General features: G+C 68.8%; 16 protein-coding genes and 2 pseudogenes. 9 read left to right on the forward strand and 9 right to left on the reverse strand.

The window, feature by feature from the left end; translation table 11 throughout:
- Positions 1-101: 101 nt before the first annotated feature.
- Positions 102-1,325: an MFS transporter gene (locus SM577_RS31300; protein WP_474588671.1), complete on the forward strand. Its 1,224-nt coding sequence runs from the start codon at positions 102-104 to the stop codon at positions 1,323-1,325.
- Positions 1,326-1,596: 271 nt separating this feature from the next.
- Here the strand turns inward: SM577_RS31300 and SM577_RS31305 are convergent, their stop codons facing one another.
- Together SM577_RS31305 and SM577_RS31310 are read right to left on the reverse strand one after the other, a co-directional pair.
- Positions 1,597-1,770, reverse strand: a complete 174-nt coding sequence (locus tag SM577_RS31305; protein ID WP_302917405.1) for a hypothetical protein — start codon at positions 1,768-1,770, stop codon at positions 1,597-1,599.
- A complete protein-coding gene (locus SM577_RS31310; RefSeq protein WP_302917406.1) occupies positions 1,767-1,985 on the reverse strand; it encodes a hypothetical protein in 219 nt (72 codons plus the stop codon). The genes SM577_RS31305 and SM577_RS31310 overlap by 4 nt, the downstream gene beginning before the upstream one ends.
- A 581-nt stretch (positions 1,986-2,566) precedes the next feature.
- Between SM577_RS31310 and SM577_RS31315 the strand changes: the two genes are divergently transcribed.
- Both SM577_RS31315 and SM577_RS31320 read left to right on the forward strand, forming a co-directional pair.
- On the forward strand, positions 2,567-3,694 hold the full coding sequence (locus SM577_RS31315; RefSeq protein ID WP_474588672.1) for a helix-turn-helix domain-containing protein: 1,128 nt from the start codon (positions 2,567-2,569) through the stop codon (positions 3,692-3,694).
- Entirely contained in the window at positions 3,691-4,272 is a 582-nt protein-coding gene (locus SM577_RS31320) for an HD domain-containing protein (RefSeq protein WP_302917408.1), read from the forward strand. The genes SM577_RS31315 and SM577_RS31320 overlap by 4 nt, the downstream gene beginning before the upstream one ends.
- Before the next feature lie 847 nt (positions 4,273-5,119).
- Here SM577_RS31320 and SM577_RS31325 read toward each other — a convergent pair.
- Positions 5,120-5,377, reverse strand: coding sequence for a hypothetical protein (locus SM577_RS31325; RefSeq protein ID WP_088995185.1), 258 nt, complete (start codon positions 5,375-5,377; stop codon positions 5,120-5,122).
- Between the two features lie 340 nt (positions 5,378-5,717).
- Between SM577_RS31325 and SM577_RS31330 the strand changes: the two genes are divergently transcribed.
- A complete protein-coding gene (locus SM577_RS31330; RefSeq protein WP_302917409.1) occupies positions 5,718-6,293 on the forward strand; it encodes a hypothetical protein in 576 nt (191 codons plus the stop codon).
- Positions 6,294-7,295: 1,002 nt separating this feature from the next.
- On the opposite strand, the gene SM577_RS31335 is transcribed toward SM577_RS31330, so the two are convergent.
- From SM577_RS31335 to SM577_RS31360, 6 genes and pseudogenes are all read right to left on the reverse strand, one after another.
- Entirely contained in the window at positions 7,296-7,694 is a 399-nt protein-coding gene (locus SM577_RS31335) for a hypothetical protein (protein WP_474588673.1), read from the reverse strand.
- 12 nt (positions 7,695-7,706) lie between these two features.
- Positions 7,707-7,832, reverse strand: a complete 126-nt coding sequence (locus SM577_RS31340; protein ID WP_474582950.1) for a hypothetical protein — start codon at positions 7,830-7,832, stop codon at positions 7,707-7,709.
- Positions 7,833-7,883: 51 nt separating this feature from the next.
- Positions 7,884-8,501, reverse strand: a complete 618-nt coding sequence (locus SM577_RS31345) for a PIN domain-containing protein (RefSeq protein ID WP_474588674.1) — start codon at positions 8,499-8,501, stop codon at positions 7,884-7,886.
- A gap of 440 nt (positions 8,502-8,941) precedes the next feature.
- Entirely contained in the window at positions 8,942-10,459 is a 1,518-nt protein-coding gene (locus SM577_RS31350) for an LPXTG cell wall anchor domain-containing protein (RefSeq protein ID WP_474588675.1), read from the reverse strand.
- A 296-nt stretch (positions 10,460-10,755) separates the two neighbouring features.
- Positions 10,756-11,147, reverse strand: a pseudogene (locus SM577_RS31355) (transposase); the annotation flags it as partial.
- A gap of 507 nt (positions 11,148-11,654) precedes the next feature.
- Positions 11,655-12,542, reverse strand: coding sequence for a LysR family transcriptional regulator (locus SM577_RS31360; RefSeq protein WP_302917413.1), 888 nt, complete (start codon positions 12,540-12,542; stop codon positions 11,655-11,657).
- A gap of 190 nt (positions 12,543-12,732) precedes the next feature.
- On the opposite strand from SM577_RS31360, the gene SM577_RS31365 reads away from it, so the two are divergent.
- The 5 genes and pseudogenes from SM577_RS31365 to SM577_RS31385 all read left to right on the forward strand — a co-directional run bounded on the left by SM577_RS31365 (position 12,733) and on the right by SM577_RS31385 (position 17,796).
- Positions 12,733-13,533: a GNAT family N-acetyltransferase gene (locus tag SM577_RS31365; protein ID WP_474588676.1), complete on the forward strand. Its 801-nt coding sequence runs from the start codon at positions 12,733-12,735 to the stop codon at positions 13,531-13,533.
- Positions 13,534-14,012: 479 nt separating this feature from the next.
- Positions 14,013-14,183 (forward strand): hypothetical protein, encoded by a 171-nt coding sequence (locus SM577_RS31370; RefSeq protein WP_474588677.1) that lies wholly within the window; start codon positions 14,013-14,015, stop codon positions 14,181-14,183.
- A gap of 4 nt (positions 14,184-14,187) precedes the next feature.
- Positions 14,188-14,470 (forward strand): annotated as a pseudogene (locus tag SM577_RS31375) (ATP-binding cassette domain-containing protein); the annotation flags it as partial.
- Positions 14,471-14,519: 49 nt separating this feature from the next.
- The gene (locus SM577_RS31380; RefSeq protein ID WP_474588678.1) at positions 14,520-16,154 is read left to right on the forward strand and encodes a TlrC/CarA/OleB/SrmB family ABC-F type ribosomal protection protein; all 1,635 of its coding nucleotides are present in this window, start codon (positions 14,520-14,522) and stop codon (positions 16,152-16,154) included.
- 64 nt (positions 16,155-16,218) lie between these two features.
- Complete coding sequence (locus SM577_RS31385) at positions 16,219-17,796, forward strand: FAD-dependent monooxygenase (RefSeq protein WP_302917416.1); 1,578 nt, start codon at positions 16,219-16,221, stop codon at positions 17,794-17,796.
- Positions 17,797-18,018: the final 222 nt, after the last annotated feature.

The following is an 18,018-nucleotide window of genomic DNA, read 5'->3' on the forward strand; positions in this document are numbered from 1 at the left end:
CGAAGAGCCCCGACCCGCTGTGTCGATCGATAAGCCCCGCTCATCGTCCGACGAACGCTTCGCCGTTGTTCCCTCGCCTCGGCCAGACCAGGCTAAAGAGCATGACCAAGATCAACCATGTGGCGACGGCCACTCGGCCCCGGTGGACGGGGGTCGGCGCGGTGGCCGGCGCCGTCTTCGCCGTGGTGACCACGGAGATGCTGCCGGTCGGGCTGCTCACCACGATCGGTGCCAGCCTGGACAGCAGCGCCGGCATGGTCGGATTGACCATGACGGTACCCGGCCTGGTCGCGGCGGCCGTGGCGCCACTGGTGCCGCTGGTGGCCGGGGCGATGGACCGTCGGCGACTGCTGGTCGCGCTCGGCGTGCTGCTCGCCGCCGCGAACATCGCCTCGGCGACGGTCGACCACATCGCGCCGCTGGTGGCGTTCCGTCTCCTCGTGGGCGTCTGCATAGGGGGTATCTGGTCGGTGGCCGGCGGGCTCGCCGTCCGCCTGGTGCCGGCCCGCTCGGTCGGCACCGCCACGTCGATCATCTTCAGCGGCGTCGCCGTTGCGTCGGTGCTCGGCGTGCCGTCCGGGGCCCTGCTCGGCGATCTCGTCGGCTGGCGGGCGGCGTTCCTGGCCGCAGGCGGACTGTCGCTGGCGGTGACCTGGCTGCTGGCCACCGCGCTGCCGCCAATGCCAGTACAGGAACCGGCGCGCCTGCGGGCGATGCGGGCACTGCTCGGTGACCGCCTGGTGCGTACCGGGCTGGTCGCTGTCACGGCTGTGATCGTCGGGCACTTCGCTGCCTACACGTACGTCCGGCCGGTGCTCGAGCGGCTCGGCGGCGTCCCGGCCGGGCTCGTCGGCGCGCTGTTGCTCACGTACGGCCTCGCGGGGGTGGTCGGCACCTTCGTCAGCGGCGCGTTCGCCGGCCGCGCCCCGCACCGCACGATGCTGGCCGTCGTAGCGGCGCTCAGCACCGCCATGCTCGCGGCGCCGCTGCTCGCGGCCGCAGGGCTGCCCGGCGCCGTCACGGCCATGCTGGCCTGGGGAATCGCGTACGGCGGAGTCTCCGTCACCGGTCAGAACTGGCTGCTGCGGGCGGCGCCGGGGGCCGCGGAGCCGGTGACGGCGCTTTTCGTGGCCGCGTTCAACCTGGCCATCGCCGGCGGGGCGCTACTCGGCGGTCGGGTCGTTGATGCGGCCGGCCCGGCCGCCGCAGCGATGGTCGGCGGTGGACTGGTGCTGATCGGGCTCGCCGTACTGGCCACCGGGGCCCGGTCCCGCCGCGCGCATGGCTTGGACCGCCCAACGGTTCCCGCTGAGGCGCAGCCATAGGGAAGCCAGGCCGACCGAAGGCGGGCACGCCCTGCTCCCAACTGAAGGGGCAACAGCGCGAGAGCCCGTTACCGGTGGTTCCGGTGACGGGCTCATTGCCTGCAGATATTTGCAGTGGATGATACTGGGATCGAACCAGTGACCTCTTCGGTGTGAACTCTCGGCGAGCGGGTCGGGTCGGGCTTAATGCGAGGTCAATGGGACTGCTGAGGCGCTTCTCGGCCCAGTTCGGCTGGCACCGTTGCTGTACCTCGCTGCTGTACTGCTGGCATCAAATCAGCCGCTGGACGCGGACCTTGGGGCGCTCGTTCCGCAGGTGGCCTTGCTTGTGCTGGCGGACCTGCTCGTTCCAGACCTCCTGGTCGTAGTCCGGGTTTGGCGGGATCCACTTGTGGGAGCCATCGCTGTAGTGGAACTTCTCGTCGCCGGGCCGCAGGATGCTCACCGCAGCCAGCCGAGGAAGCGTTGGTGCAGCACCCCCGCCGGCACCCAGCTCAGGTCTTCGGAGGCGCGCACCAGTTGAGCCCCCAGGTAGAGAGCCAGGGAAATCGGAGCGCCGTCGAACTCCGCGCGCAGCTCTCGCTGCCGGGTACGGCAGGGCCACGGCGCGTCGCAGCCGCCACAGCTCCAGATCGGCAGCACCGGACCGTGGGTGGTCATGCGCGGCCTCCGAGCACCGCCGCTGTCAGGGACCGCGCCTGCCGGCTGGTCGCCCAGTCCACCTGCCAGCACGGGTACGGCGTGAGCCGCGACCACCACGACCGACAACCGCTACACAGGCCGTCCGTCCCCGGCAGATGTACGACCAGGATCCGCTGCTCCGCCTCGTTGCTCACTGCTCCCCCTGGGCGGGCCAGTGCTTCCGGTTGATCGGGATGCGGTGTCGGTTACGGCAGGGCAGGTCGACCCCACAGCGACAGACCCACGCCCACCTGCGCCACGACCATGCCGGGCGGTGTCGCCGCGCCAGGGTCATCGCGACGGCGATCAGGTACTGGTCGTAGGACACTCGTCGCCACGGTGGTGTTCTGTGCCGCATCACTGCCTCCCTCCGCCGGGCAGCGCTCCATGACCGACCCCGAACCACGGGACCGGCTCTGGAACGTTCGGTAACTGCGACGCTACGATCACGGCGACGGCGGTTGGACTCACCCGTAGTACGGGTGAGCAGGCCATATGTCCTGCCGCAGCATTGGTTTCACGGCGGGAACGTCGACCACCGGTCAATGTAGGGATGACGGATGGCAGGTCGCGGACGATCGGCACTACAGCGTGGCGGGGTGACCGGCTACCTGTTCAAGCTGATCCGGGAGTCCATCCCGCTGACGCAGGAGCAGCTCGCCGTGGGCCTGGGCGTCGACCGCGTGACCGTGCAGAGCTGGGAATCCGGGCGGCGGTCATTCACCGCGGTGCCGCTCGGGCAAGCGATCACCGTTCGGCACCGGCTCAGACGGCTCGGCGCGAACGCAGTCCTGCTCGCCGCACTCGACGACGCCGCCGAGGCAGACTTCATCCTCGCCGCAGTCCTCGACGAGAAAGTGGACCGCTGCGACATCGCCGAACAGCCGCTGGGTTGGTCAGTACTCACCCACCGCCTGACCGATCTGATCCTCTGGGCCGTCCTCGGGCGAACACCGACCTTCGCCAGAGGGCTACCCGTCGCCCATCCCCGGCGGGGTCCGGTCGCGTCCGGGCCGACCTTGCCCGTCGACGAGCAACGCGCGTTCTTCGCTCACCTTCACGTGCTCGCCGAACGCGCCGCAGCCGGACAGGATCGAAACGTGCTGCTGCACCGGCAAGCCTGCTTCCTCTCCGGCATGGACCCCACCAGGTCAGCGGCAGGATGGCTCGCCCAGACCACCGCCCGCGCCCGCCGGGTGACCACCTTCCGCACCTGGTCACCGCTGTGGCCGGACGCACGCTCCGTCGTCACGTCCCTGGCCAACCAGGGCGACCCGGAACCTCTGCGGGACTTCATCGCCCGCGCACACCCGGACGACGCCTGCGAGCGAGCAGCCCTCAACTACTCGGCCTACTGGGTGGGCGAGATCCCGTACCGCCACCGCGACGACTCCTTCATGCCCGAAGCGCTCGCTGACTGGCATGGCTCAATCCTTCTTCGGCACCTGGTCCAACGCCTGGAACCTGGGCACCCCTTCGTCGACCTCAACATCCACAACACCTGGGCTCTGCTGGCCGCACGACGCGGTCTCACCGTCGACAACCCCGCCGCGACCCGGGCACTCCTCGACCGCAGTGTCCCGCTCCTGGACAGTGACCGGATCTCCGCGCAGTCCCGGCAGGAACTAACCTCTATCGTCTACAGCCTGCGGGCGGACGGACTCACCGGCACAGGGACGGGCAGATGACCGACGACCACGACGCCGCTGGAGCGATGAGCTTCATATTCGAAGCCGGTGTCCTCAAACGCGCCGCCCGCACCGGCTGGTGGTTCGCCGGCGTCAAGCACCCCGAGTCGATCGCCGAACACTCGTTCCGGACCGCGCTCATCGGAATGGTGCTCGCCGCCATGGAAGGCGCGGATCCGGCCCGGGTGTCCATGCTCTGCGTCCTGCACGACACCCAGGAAACCCGGATCACCGACATCCCGCACATCGCCAAGCGCTACCTCACCGCCGCACCCAACACCGCCGTCACCGCCGACCAAGTCGCCACCTGTCCACCCGCAGTCGCCGACGTCATCATCGCCGCCGTCGCCGAATACGAAGCCGGCGAGACGCTCGAAGCCGTCGTCGCCCGCGACGCCGACAAGCTCGAATGCCTCGTCCAAGCCGTCGAGTACCGCCATCAGGGCATCGACAACGTCCAGCGCTGGATCGACAGCTCACGAGCCGCGCTCAAGACCGCGAGCGCCCACCGCCTCGCCGACGCCGCTCTCAGCGGACAACCCCTCGCCTGGCTCACCCCTCCCCCGCTGCCGGAGTAAGCCGATGGAACATCCCTAGATCTACCGTCAAGGGCTCATGGCCCTTACCGGCCTTGACCCCTCGCTTCCAAGGCGCATCCGCCGGGAGCCGTGGCGTCCGCTGACGTTCAACGGTATTGGCCCGGAGGCGACATCCGTCCGCGCTGGTCCGGCCTCGGCCGCCCTCGTTGATGTCAACGGCTGATGTCAGGTCGCCGCTGCCGTCGGCCCTCACCGCCGCTACCCCCGCGCGCGCTAGGTCCGACCGCGCCAGGTCGTTGTAGACCTGTTCTAGAGTCCGGCCATGGATCGTCGACGGCCGAGCCGAAACTTCCTGCGGGTGTTCTCAGCGTTCGGTCTGGTCTTCGCGGTCGTGCTCGCGGCGCTAGCCGATGGTGATCTCCCATGTCTTCAACATTCACGGCCGTCCAGTGATCGTGTCCGGGTGTTGTAGCCCGACCGAGCTGCGCCAAGGCGACATGGTAGAGGTTCTGTGTGACGGCACCGTGGTGGCCACGACCCGCGCCTACGTTGAGCTGCACTCGCGTCCCGATACCACGTCTCTCGTACTGCCTGACATGGCGGTATCTGACGTAGAGCCAGGCTATGTCCTTCGAGCGGCTGGGCACCAGGTCGGCAGCGACAGCCACGCCGACCGCTTCGGTGCGAAGGAACTACCTGGCTAGCGGGGCCAGCGTCGAGATGGGCGGTGGGCTGAGGAAATCGTCGACCGGCGTCCGTGGTTGTCCGCCCGTGTGCTTGCCGGTCGCCACTCGCTAGTCACCCAGGCCCTAGTTCTTGTTGCCCCCTGCTGACCGACTGAACGGGCACGTGTCGGGCACGCGACGGCCAACCGTGAGGTGCAGGCCTACTGTTGCCGCCGCGTTGTGGGGTCGCGCCGCAAGAGTTCGAGGAAGTAGGCGCAAGCCTCGCCCTCTGTCTGGAAGACTCGGAGGCCGTCCTTCATCCCGCGTAAATCACAGTAGTAAACCTCCCAACCCGCCGGGCCGACGTCAAGCACGTAGCGTTCGTTAGCTCCGAGGCCGCCGTACACCCGATAGCTGTCGGGGTTGAAGCCCTCACGCAGTAGGACGTTGGGCAAGTTTGTTAGCGTCACGTCGTCCACGAACTCATCATGCCCAATGACCGACTGGCCAGATAGTCGGGCCCTGCCCAGACCTCTTCGGTGTGAAAGAACGATCATTCCTTGGCGACCTGCCACTATATGGGCGCCGAGCTGCGAAAACCGTCCTTCGACGTCCGGGACCGTCCACCACTGTTCGCACCCGTAGTCACTCACCTTGTCACCCAGTTGGGCAATGGCCCATGATCTTCGATTCTGTCGGGTGGCTCAGCGACAAGGGGACTCTGCCAGCCGAAGCTCGTAGAGCGTCCGGGCCGCTGGGTAGGAGAGACCCCGTGGTGGGGTGAGGGCGTCCCTACCGCAAATCTGGGGGCGTGCTGGCGTGCGCGAGCTACTCCCGCCCAAGATCATGGAGCCGACAAATCTTCTGCTCAGAGAGGGACCGGCCATGCCCACCCACGGTTCAGCCACCACCGCGACGCCCACCGCCATCGTCGCCCCGTCTCCTGCCACCGCCGACGCTCCTGCTTCTGTACGGACCGCGTCTGTCCTGTGGATGATCGCCATTGCGGCCGGCGTCTTCGAGACGGTGCTGGCCGTCGTCGGTCTGTTCGCTGAGGGGCCGGTCTCGCCGGCCGAGATCGTTGTCGGGGTTGGCGTGCGGCTCGTCGTCTTCGTCGTAGCCGGCTACCTCGCCGTACGGCTATCTCAGGGAAGGAACTGGGCTCGCTTGGCGCTTGCTCTGCTGCTGGGCGTGTTCGGCTCACTCTCCCTGCTGATCGACCCGATCCAGTGGCTGCTCGACGGCAACGAACTCAGCTCAGCCTTCGCGGACGTCACCCTGATGGAGCTGCTGTTCGCGACGAGCCGGATCGTGCACCTCGGCGCGGTCGGCGCCGCGATGGTGTCCATGTTCCGGCCCGGGGCGAACGTGTATTTCCGTGCCGTGACCCAATGACGTACCGCGAGTTCCGGGTTAACGAGCTGTTTGAGGCAGCGAGAAGGCAATAGGGACTCTAGCCAGTCAGGATCCGGACTCACCACGCCCACCTGACAAGGCAAGGACTGCGAGGCGCACCGAGCCCGCGAGTTCGCCGCTATCCCGTCTGCCGTCGACCCGCCCTCCTGGGGAGCTGGCCGCCGCCCGGCCCGCCACGTCAAGCGGGCCTTGACGTCCGTACGGACGCTGGCGGGTCGGGCGGTGGTCTGCTCGGCTTACCCGGTCGCGGGGCGCGCGCCCAAGCGGCGGCGCGTGCGGCCCGTCAAGGGCCACCTTGAATAGATGTACAGAAAGTCCTCCCACACCGGCAGCCGGCCGGTCCGCCCTGGGCTGCGGGGTCACGACGGGTTGACGTGTCCGCACCCGGTGCTACTCTGCCGCTCGTCGAGCACGCTAGGCGCGGCCTTCCTGCCGAATCGCTGGACTCGACGTCGGAGATGCCGAGCGGGCCTTCCTGCCGCTGATGCGGGCCACGTCCCGCCGGCTGTCGATCGCACCGGCCGCTGTGCCGGTCCTCTGAATCCGCTGAGCGGCCCAGTACGGCCCTCCCTGCCGTCCGCGATGGCCTGGATTCGCCCACCTCCACGGTGGGGCAGCCTGCGGCAACCCACCGGATGCCGGCATTCCAGACTCCCCACCCGTGCCGTCCCACTCATCAGGTCCATGAGCGCGAAGGACATGGCCCATCGGCGGAACGTGGCACCACCACGACTCCGCCCTCCGGCGTCACCCGCCCTCCCGGCGGTGCCAGGAGACACGACGAACACCACCAGGTTTCTGGAGTCGTCTCCCGCGCGCGGGCGCCCGAGGAACCGAGGGCTGACGCCGGCACCCCTGAGGTAGGCCGCGCGGAAACACCGACCGGATCGTGTGGAACCCGCCAACCCGCAAGACGGCGGTGCTCGATGCACATGGCTGGCTGTTGCGGACCAGCCCATTGACAGGCTGCATGCGGCCGGGTTACCGACTGAGGTACCAGCCGGTCAGCGCAATGCAGACCACCATCGCCGGCAGCGGTAGGAAGTAGAACAGCGGATCGAAGTCGCCATTCGGGGTCGCTCCGCCGAGCGTGTGCCGGAGCAGTCCGAGCAGGGCGGCGCATGCCGCGAGGACGAGTTTCGCGACGCGAGGCCGCCATGTCGTGCGCCATGAGTCCGTTGTCCGAAGGATGAAGGTCAGCACGCTACCGGCTAGCCAGCCGATGACCAGGTATGGCAGTGGGTACCACCAGAGCGCGGATGGTTCCAGAACCAGGAACACCAGCGGAGTGGCGATGTCGAGAGCCGCGTACAGCAGGCTGCTGTAGCCGATGGCACCCAGCCAAGTCTTAGGGTCCGGTAGCTGCACGATGACAACCATCGCGACATGATCTCAAATTTCAGCCGGGCGCCACCCCTTGAAGGAGAACTTGTTCTCGTAGAACCACTGGAGGTGCTTCAGCGCGGCCTGGTCGGCCTCGGAGAGGTCGCCGAGCTGGGCCGCCGCGAGGGTCCACAAATCTCGGCACCGCACCCACAAACCGCGGACCCATAAGACGCGCGAACCGCCTTACCGAATGCCGGTAATGCGGTTTTTCGTCGCGCACCATAATGCGCCACCGTTGTGAGCCTTGCTGTGCTGCTTCAGAGCGAGTTCGTCCACCACGATCATCGGCACGAGGATGTGGATCGGGTCGTAGCGCGTTCCGAGCGCCGAGGCGAGGTCTAGCTCCTCCAGCTTCTGCGGATGGTGCAGGTGGACGTTGCTGTCGAGCACGACGGGACGCCCGGCCCTCTCGAACTGCTTCACCTGCGACTTGACCCCGGCAATGGCCTCCGTGAAGGCACTCATTCGTTCGTCCAGCTCCATTGCGAGGAGACCGTCGAGGACCCTCTCGGCGTCCAGTCGGTCCCCCTGCAGGGAGGCCGCGGTGGACAGGAGTAGCTGGTACCGGTCCGCCGGTGCAAGGCGGTCGAGGTCGGCAGCGCTGCCCTGATTTCGGAGCTGACGGCGTACCTCGTTGGCCCAATCGAGGTAGGAGAACACGGGACGCATCATCGGACGACTGGTTCCACCGCGAATGATCGTGGCGGTGTTGAGCAAGCTGGCGAGGGATGCGTGCAGGTTATTTCGGTCGACGCCGGGCAGCTGTCGGCCATCCGGCAGGCGCATCTGCTCAAGCTGCACGCCGCCGGGGAGCACCCGTCGTTGTCGACCCTGGCCGAGCTGTTCGAGGTGTCGCGGCAGACGGTGTACCGGGTGTTGGAGCGCGCCCGGCCGCCGCGACGAAGGCCGTCGCGTGACCGTGCCCGACCGACCGTCGCCGTCGCCCACCGGTCCGCCGGCGCCGGCCGGCTCGCCACCGAAGCCGCCCGGGACATCCTCCGCACCTACCGGCGCGACTCCGCCGACGCCGGCCGTACCACCCGCCGCGCCAAGCCGCTCGTCGTCACCACCCTTGGGACCATGGTGGACACCCTGGACCCACCAAGCTCGCCAACGTCCGCGACCGGGGCGTCCTGGTCCTCGGCTCTGCCCTCGGCGCTCGCCGATCCGAGATCATGTGAAACGGCAGGTGGTGAACCCGGGGCCGGGTTCACCACCTGCCGTTGTCCCGTTGCGCCGGGTCAGTCGCGCGGCACCTGCAGCACAACCCGGCGACGGCGGAACAGCACGAGCAGCACCGCGCCGAGCGCGAGCACCCCGGCGCCCGCGGCCGCCAGGACACCGGCGCGGGCGCCGGTAATCGGCAGGCCGCCGCCGGAGCCGCCGCTGTCCGAGGTGATGACGATGCGGGCGGTGTTGTTCTCCGGCTTGGCCTCTTCGGATCCGGTGACGACACTGCGGGCTTCGATCGTGCCGTCCTCGCCCGGAGTCGACTTGATCTTCAGCTGGACGGTCGCCTTGATCCTGCCGTAGCCGGAGGCAACGGTGGGGAACTCGCTCTCGAAGTTGCAGCGCAGCTTCTTCGACTCCGGTCGCGTCTCATAGTCAGTGCCGTCGGTCCAGCACCACTCGGGGGAGGGCAGGAGCACGGCACCGGTCGGCGCGGTGATGACGACGGACGGGCCACCACCGTCGGACGGGCCGTTGTTGACGACCTCGTAGGTGAGGTCGACGGTCTGCCCGACGGCGCCCTTGACGGCAGGTGCGGTGACCGCGATGTCGAGGGTGTTCTTCTTGCTCCAGAAGCTGAAGTCGGCGTAGTTGTCCGACTCATCGAGCTCGCGCTGCGCGTCGAGGCCGGTGTTCCGAGCCTTCGCCTGCTGCTTACGTACCGCATCGGCGAACGACGGCCCGGTGCCCTTGGCCCGGACGGTGTTCTTCGGCGCGCGTGCCTCCCCGGAGAGCGCGACCTCGATCATGCCGAGGCTTCGGTACGGGCCGGGCAGATTGCGGCCGAAGGTGACGTTGAACAGCGACTTGCCGGTCTGATCGTCGAACAGCAGCAGACCGTCGCCGGGTTCGAGGGTCACCGGCACGGTGCAGGTGACCTGCCCGGGCCCGTAGACGTACGGGGCGCCGGCGTCGTCCGGCCAGTAGTCGGTGTAGGTGCAGTCGTTATACCGCTCGACGAACGTGGCGGCGGTGGGCACGACGAGTTTGATGGTGAAGTTGGTGGTGGCCGTGTCGCCTTCGTTGGCGACGCCGGCGTAGAGCGGAACGACGTCGCCGGGGCCGACCGGCTTGTCCTCGCTGTTCAGGTCCGCGGCGGCGGCGACCAGGTCGGGTCCGGACGGGATCACGGTGACCGGGAATGTGGCAGTGTCGTCGACCGGCCGCATGTCGTCTTCCGCGCCGTCGATGGTGACGGTGACCGACCCCGCGTCGCCGGGGGTGGCGCCCTGGCGGCTGGCCAGCGACAGCGGCATCAGGGTCTCGACCTGGCCGGCCTGGAGCACGCCCATGGTGCAGGTGACCTTGGCATCGGCGAGCTTGCAGTTCTCGGTCCAGTCCGGCACGGACGCGGTGACCGAGTCGGCGACCTTGCTCAGGTCCAGGGTCACGGTCACCGCGGTGGCGGTGGCCTCGCCGTAGTTGTAGACGTACATGCCGACGGTGGTTCCGCTGTTGTCGACCTCGGCAACCGGGTCGCGGTGGAACGAGACGAACAGGTCGGGCAGTGGCTCTGCGGCATGGGCCACGGTCGGGACGCCGATCAGCGCCGCGGTCGCCATAACCGCCGTAGCTGCCGCGAGGCGGGACCGCGTCCCCGTTATGTGCTTCATTTTCTCTCCAGCAGTAGCAATGGGCGCCGCACTCTAACCTGGCGACCACCAGAAGTGCTGCCCCATCGGCTGGGGCAGACGACCTCGCCTGATCGCCGTCGGCCCCGTTCGGCGCCCGGCCCTTGAGCTTGCCCTTGCCCGGGCAATGGCCATGCCCTCCGGGCCCGGATCTGCAGCAGGTCGACCTCGAACTCGGCGAACGTGGTGAAGCGTTTGCTGCCGGGCCGGCCGCGATCGACCGGGCTCGGCCCGACGTGGTCCCCCCTTTGAGGGCGCGCAGGTGGGAGGCGTCAACCACCGCGTAGGCCAGGTCGAGCGCTCAGACGGCACGCAGCTCGGCCAGGAGCACCTCGTGCAGACGCTGCCACACGCCCTGCTCCTGCCAGCGCGCCAGCCGCCGCCAGCACGTCGAGCCCGACACCCCGAACGCCGAGGTCGGCAACTGCTGCCACGGGATCCCGGTCCGCAGCACGAACAAGATCCCTGCCAGGGCAGCCCGGTCGTCACGGGCCAACCGTCCCGGGGAGCGGAACCGGCGGGTACGAGCCGGGATCAACGGCCCGAGCCGCTCCCACAACCCGTCAACGATCTCCCTCTCACGCACAGCCTATCGATCTACCGACAGCCTCGACCGTCCACAAGTGACACGCCGAACTCAAATTGAAACGGTCTCTAAGACGACGCTCCGCCGGTGGCCGCAGGCTGATGACCTGCGGCTTTCTTATCGTCCCCCGTTGCGTGCCGGTCGCTTCGCAGGCTCGCTGCGATCGCTTGCCGAAGATCAGGTGAAACGTTGTTGGCCTTGCGGGTCTAGCCCTGGGCCGGTGATGCCGTACTGGGCGAAGTCGTCGGGATCGAGCTGAGTGGCTTACCGAGGGCGTCGGCGAAGACGCGCCGGTCGATTCCCGGCTGTATCCGGTGACCCGCTGCAGATCCACCGGCCGCCAGCCGCCTGCGTGAAACTCCCGTAGCTGCTCGTCCCGCTCGGTAAACGATCGTATGCCCGGGCATGCGGGTTCTCCCGCACCGGCCAATCTCTGGCGCGCGGCAGTCGGAAGCTTGTTGAGCCGCAGTCACGGTCTGCCGGTGGGAAGGGCGGCGCCAGGCCCGGCTACGTCGTTTGCTGCGCCTTCGTGACGATTTGAACGAAGGCGTGTACCAGGGCCTTCTCTCCGCCTTTGCGCCACACCGGTGCGTAGTGCAGCACCGGTCCGTCGGTGATGGGCAGGAAGGTGATGTCCCGCCGTTGCCGGGTGGCTGCCACGTCCGATCCGATCGGGGACACGACGTTGCCGCCGGCGATCGCTCGGAAGGCCTCCTCGAGGGTGACGGTGCCCAGTCCGCGCCGGACGGGCCGGCCGGCCGGGGTGGTGGACGGGGTGTGCGCCTCCCACACGTAGTCGGGAATGGGTCCCTCGGGGTAGACCACCGGATGATCGCCGAGATCCTCCAGCTCGACGCTGCCCCGGCCGGCCAACGGATGACCGGCGGCCACCGCCAGCACCAGCTCCTCGCGATGCAGGACCGGCCCGACCGTGAGGTCGGGCTCGCGGATGGGCAGCCAGAGAATGCCGATGTCGACCGAACCGGCCCGCAGCGGCCCGAGCGGGTCGGCCGGCAGGATTTCGCGCAGGCGCAGCTCGCACTGCGGGTGCCGCTGCCGGAACAGGTCGAGGACGGCCTCGACCGACTGGTAGTGGGTGGCCATGGTGCCGACGGTCAGCGTGCCGGCCTGGCCGCGTGCGGTGGCGGCGGCCTCCTCGATGCCGGAGATGATCTCGCTGTAGCCGGCGCGGAGGCGGTCGCGTAACCGTTCGCCGAGCGGGGTGAGTCGAACGGCGCGGCTCGTACGCTCGAACAGGCCCCCGCCGATCCGGCGTTCCTGCTGTTTGATCGACTGACTGACCCGCGATTGGGACACGTGCAAACGCTCGGCCGTGCGACCGAAGTGAAGCTCTTCGGCCAGCGTCAGGAAGATCTCGATGTCGCGCAGTTCCACCAGACGGCCCTACCTTCGATCATTGCGGCCTGGAATTGGGCAGTCTACGGCCACGACGAGAACGGGCGGCATGAGCGTGGCTCGGACCCCCGGCCGTCGCGGGGTCCGTCGTCGATCGATCACCGCTGGCTAATGCGGCGATGCGATCTTCTGCGTTGTTCGGCCGGGGCGGCCGGGCGATGGTGGACGCATGAGCGAAAGCGTGATCGACATCGTGGCGACGCCGGATCATCTCGGGACCCCACGCTGGCACGCTATGACGTCGCCCGGTTCGGTGGCCGGAGTCGCCGATCTACGTCCGGTCATGCCGTTCGAGTACGAACTGCCACCGCCGACCGCCCTGCAGCCGGGCATCTTTCATCTGAACCTGTATGTGCGGCCGCAGTGGCGTCGACGAGGGATCGGATCGCGGCTGCTGGCCGCCGTCGGTGCATACGCCGTGGGACGGCGGCTGATCGTGGAGACCGCCCCGGATTCCGCCGCGCAGTCGTTCTGCGAGCGGCACGGATTTCGGCGCACCGGATCCAGGATCCATGACCTGCTCGCCTACCGCGATATTCACCATGCCTGGCTGGGTGAGTTGGTCGACGTCGAGCACCCCGGATACCGACTGCGTCACTGGACCGGGGACCCGACTGGCGCGAACAGCGTCGAGCAACTACTCCGGTATCCGAGCCGACCGGGTAATGCGGTGGTGAGCACCGCCGAGGCGGACGGCGGCGTGGTCGCCTATGTCTTGGCGATGACGGGTGCACCGTCGCAGCGTCGCGCCCGCCAGTACGGCCCTGCCGTGCTCGTCGGTCATCGCGGACGGCGGCTGGGGCTGTGGGTCAACGCCGCTCTGCTCACGCGACTGCGCGAGATCCACCCACACGTCGAGGAGATCGAGACTCGCACCGCCGAAGAGGACTCCGACCTGGTCGCCCTGCATCGACACCTGGGCTTCCGCCCTCTCGGGCGGCGTATCCGCTACGAACTCACCCTGCCGTAACCGGCGGCCCTGACTCCGGTCCAGCAGCACCGGGCCGACGCGTCCCCGCTGGAGGGAGGTTTGTCATGAAAGATGCTATCCGCCCCTGGATGTGCGCCGCCCCGGGCGAGAGCCGAGACCCGCCCGGTGATCCCGGGCCGCCACCCGGCGGTCGCCACCTGCCCACGTCAACGTCAACGTCAACGTCAACGTCAACGTCAACGTCAACGTCAACGTCAAGGAGCTCACCACCGTGTCCGTCAACCTTCCACCCAGGACAAACTCACGCTTCGCACGGCCGCGTACGGTGCGGTCACGCTGCTGTCGGCCGCCGGAGCCGCCGGCGGCTCACCCCACAAGATCGCCACCGGAGGGTCCATCGCCCTGGCCTCGGCAACCGGCCTGGTCGGGCACTCGCGGAGAAGTCCACGGGTAGTGACCTGGGCGGCAGGTCGCCGGCCGAGATCGCCGACCGTGTTCTGCCCGCCCTGACCGAGGCGATGCGCCTGCTCGCCGAGCAGGCTCCGGCCGAGGCCGACAACTTCCGCCGCACCGTCGTCGCCCTCGACGCGGCCGTCCCTAGCCGGCAGGGCGCACCCGGTCCCACCGTCGCCGACATGACCAAAAAGATCATCGCGGCGCTCGACGCCGCCGAGGCCCCCCGGAGGTGACCACGTGACGACCCCGGCGATCTCGGTCTCAGGCCTGCGCAAGGCGTACAAGGACAAGACCGTCCTCGACGGCGTCGACTTCGACGTCCACGCCGGCACGGTGTTCTGTCTGCTCGGCCCCAACGGCGCGGGCAAGACGACGACGGTGAACGTGCTGACCACGCTGGTGCAGGCCGACGGCGGCGCGGTCCGAGTCGCCGGCCACGACCTTGCCACCGACGCCAAGGCGGTCCGCGCGGCCATCGGCGTCACCGGCCAGTTCGCGGCCGTCGACGAGCTGCTGCCGAACGGCCGTCACCGGCATGTCCTTGTCAATCCGTCAGATCGGGGGCCGTCTTGCTCACGTCGCAACTTTCGCTGCATCACATCATCCGCCGCTACGACGAGCGCACCGTGCTGGCCGGCGTGTCCTTCAGCGTCAAACCGGGCGAGAAGGTCGGCATCATCGGCGACAACGGCGCCGGGAAGTCGACCCTGTTACGCCTGATCGCCGGGGTGGACCGACCCGACAATGGGGAACTGACGGTGATTGCCCCCGGCGGTGTCGGCTACCTGGCCCAATCGCTGCCGCTGCCGCCACATGCCTCGGTCCAGGACGCGATCGACCTCTCTCTGGCCGACCTCCGCGAGCTCGAGTCGCTGATCATGCACACCGAAGCCGGACTGAACGGTCTGTCGAGGGCTGAACTCGTCGCGGGCCTGGAGCACTACGCCGGGCTGGTTTCCCGTTACGAAGCACGGGGCGGGTACGGGGCGGACACCCGGGTCGAGAAGGCGTTGCACCGGCTCGGCCTGCCGAATCTGGACCGTACGCGGGCGCTCGGCACCCTGTCCGGTGGGGAGCGGTCCCGGCTGGCGCTGGCCGCCACGCTGGCCTCCCAGCCGGAACTGCTCCTGCTCGACGAGCCGACCAACGACCTCGATGATCAGGCCGTGGGCTGGCTGGAGGCGCGCCTGCGGCAGCACCGCGGCACACTGCTCGCGGTCACCCATGACCGGGAGTTCCTCAGCCGGGTCACCGACACAATCCTGGACGTCGGTCAGGGCACGGTGACACGCCACGGCGACGGCTACGACGGGTACCTGACCGCCACGGCCGCCGAACGCCGCCGTCGGCTACAGGAGTACGAAGACTGGCGCCATCAGCTGGTCCGCAACCGTAAGCTCGCTGCCGCCAACGCGTTCCGTCTGGAAGCGATCCCGCGCAAGGCGCCGATGGCCAAGTTCGGGCACGGCGCCTTCCGTGCCCGCGGCCGTGATCACGGTGCGATGGGACGCATCCGCAACGCCAAGGAGCGCATCGAGCGTCTCACGGCAAACCCGGTCGCGCCGCCGCCCGACCCGCTGGTGTTCTCGGCCAGTATCACCGGCGTCGACAAGGACGCCCCGGAGACGGTTGCCGAGCTCACCGAGGTTCGCGTCACCGACCGGCTGTACGTGCCGTCACTGCGGATCGGCGGCACGGACCGGCTTCTGGTCACCGGGCCCAACGGGGCGGGCAAGTCCACCCTCATCCGGGTCCTGGCAGGAGAACTGCGCCCGGACCATGGAACGGTACGCACCCAGGGCCGGATCGGTCACCTGCGGCAGCAGATGACGCCGTGGCCGCCGAACCTGACCGTGTTGGAAGCGTTCGCCGGCGGGCCGGCTGGTGACCCGGACGAACTGCTGTCGCTGGGCCTGTTTCGGCCGACTGACCTGCGGTTGCGGGTAAGGGAGCTGTCGTACGGACAACTCCGCAGGCTCGAAGTGGCCCGCCTGGTCAGCAAGCCGGTCGACCTGCTGCTCCTGGACGAGCCGACCAATCACCTCAGCCCTGCTCTGGTCGAGGAGCTGGAGCAGGCGCTGGTCGACTACCAGGGCGCAGTGGTCGTCGTCACCCACGACCGCCGGATGCGGGCTCGGTTCGCCGCCACGCACCTACAGCTACGTGCCGGCCACGTGGAACAACTCAGCGAGAGGACCGGCTGACGCCGGCACCTGCCGCGACGGCGGTGCCAGGGGCGAAGAGAACCTCAGAGGGGAATGGCGAGTAATGGAGACTGACGTAATCATCGTGGGCGCCGGTCCGGCGGGCCTGATGTTGGCCGGGGAATTGCGCCTGGCCGGAGCCCGAACGGTGGTGCTGGAGCGCCACCCGCAGCCGCGAGACATCCCGAAGGCCAGCGGCCTCGGCGGGCGGATCCTGGACCTGCTGCGCCACCGGGGAATTCTGGAGCGATTCGAGGAGGCCAGCAGCAATCCCCAGGTGGCCCCTCGATTTCCGTTCGGCACCATGCACCTGGACTTCACGCACCTGGTGGATCCGCCGATGCGGGCGATGCCAATTCCGCAGCGGGAGGTCGAGCGACTGCTCGAGGAACGCGCGCGGGAACTCGGCGCTGACGTCCGTCGCGGACACGACGTGGTCGGGGTGACCCAGGACGATGCCACGGTGACCGCGGACGTGCGTGGGCCGGACGGGCCCGCGCGAGTGACCGCTCGATACCTGGTCGGTTGCGACGGTGGGCGCAGCCGGATCCGCGACCTCGCGGGGATCGCGTTCCCCGGCGTGACCTACCCGGAGGTCAACAGGCTGGGCCAAGTCACCGTGCCCGACTCGGTGACGGTGCTGGACAACGGTGACATCGACGTTCCCGGGCTGGGCCGGATCCGCGCGGGGTTCACGCGGACGGACCGCGGTGTGTTCGCGTTCGCGATCACCGCCGGCGTCCTGTTCGTGCAGATCACCGAGGACGAAACCACCGAGTACGACGACGACGAACCGCTGACCCTGACCGAACTCGCAGAGAGCGCTCGCCGTGTGCTCGGCGCGGACCTCCCGCTGGGGGAACCGATCCGGCTGTCGCGCTACACGTTCAAGGATCGGCAGGCCGAACGATACCGCCACGGGCGGATCATGCTGGCCGGCGACGCAGCCCATCTGTTCCCCGCCACCGGTACGGCACTCACCGTCGGCATGCTCGACACGGTCAACCTCGCCTGGAAGCTGGGCGCCGACATCCACGGCTGGGCGCCGGCCGGCCTGCTGGACACGTACCACGACGAGCGCCACCTCGCCGGCGCACGTGCACAGCTGCAGACCCGAGCCCAGGCGGCCATGAGGCGCGGACACGACCCGGCCGCCGAAGCGCTCCGGCAGGTCTTCCAGGAACTGGTCGCCGACGAGCCGGCGCTGCGCCGGATGGGAGCACTCGTCGCTCATGCCGACGTCCGCTACCCGATGCCGGGCACCGGCCACCACGCCTTGGCCGGCACCTTCGTACCCGACCTCACCCTGCACACCGACCGGGGCATAACCAGCGTCGCGAAGCTCATGCACACCGCACGGCCCGTCCTCCTCGACCTTGCCGACCGCCCCGAGTTGCGCCAGATTGCCAGAGACTGGGTCGCTCGCGTCGACATTCGCACCGCGAAGACCGACACCCGACCAGCAGACGTCCTCCTGATCCGCCCCGACGGGCACGTCGCCTGGGCCGCGACGCTCGACGAACCCACCGTCACCGCCGGGGCCACGTTGCGAGACGCGCTCTCCCGCTGGTTCGGCACACCGCCAAAGCCAAGGGGAGTGCCAGCTGTCGAGTACGGATGCTCGAACGGGCCGGCGTCGTGAAGGTGGTACGGACGCGGAAGCTGCGGGGACAGCTGGGGGCGCGGTTACAGGCCCCGGTCGCTCTGTTCCACCCGGCGCGGCGCGAGCAGGCCGAAGGGAGCGCCAAGTGACCTCAGACGTTCGGAGGTTGCCGACCGGGTTCGGGCGGCTGTGGGCTGCGCAGACGGTGTCCTCGCTCGGTGACGGGGTGTCGCATGCCGCGCTGCCGCTGCTCGCGTTGGG

This window comes from Micromonospora desertarenae (assembly GCF_056150265.1).

Excerpts from the sequence above, each read along its gene's own strand:
- SM577_RS31365 (WP_474588676.1), top strand. The coding sequence starts at position 12,733 with ATGAGCGAAAGCGTGATCGACATCGTGGCGACGCCGGATCATCTCGGG.
- SM577_RS31315 (WP_474588672.1), top strand. The coding sequence starts at position 2,567 with ATGGCAGGTCGCGGACGATCGGCACTACAGCGTGGCGGGGTGACCGGC.
- SM577_RS31335 (WP_474588673.1), bottom strand. The coding sequence starts at position 7,694 with ATGGTTGTCATCGTGCAGCTACCGGACCCTAAGACTTGGCTGGGTGCC.
- SM577_RS31370 (WP_474588677.1), top strand. The coding sequence starts at position 14,013 with ATGCGCCTGCTCGCCGAGCAGGCTCCGGCCGAGGCCGACAACTTCCGC.
- SM577_RS31320 (WP_302917408.1), top strand. The coding sequence starts at position 3,691 with ATGACCGACGACCACGACGCCGCTGGAGCGATGAGCTTCATATTCGAA.
- SM577_RS31310 (WP_302917406.1), bottom strand. The coding sequence starts at position 1,985 with ATGACCACCCACGGTCCGGTGCTGCCGATCTGGAGCTGTGGCGGCTGC.
- SM577_RS31300 (WP_474588671.1), top strand. The coding sequence starts at position 102 with ATGACCAAGATCAACCATGTGGCGACGGCCACTCGGCCCCGGTGGACG.
- SM577_RS31385 (WP_302917416.1), top strand. The coding sequence starts at position 16,219 with ATGGAGACTGACGTAATCATCGTGGGCGCCGGTCCGGCGGGCCTGATG.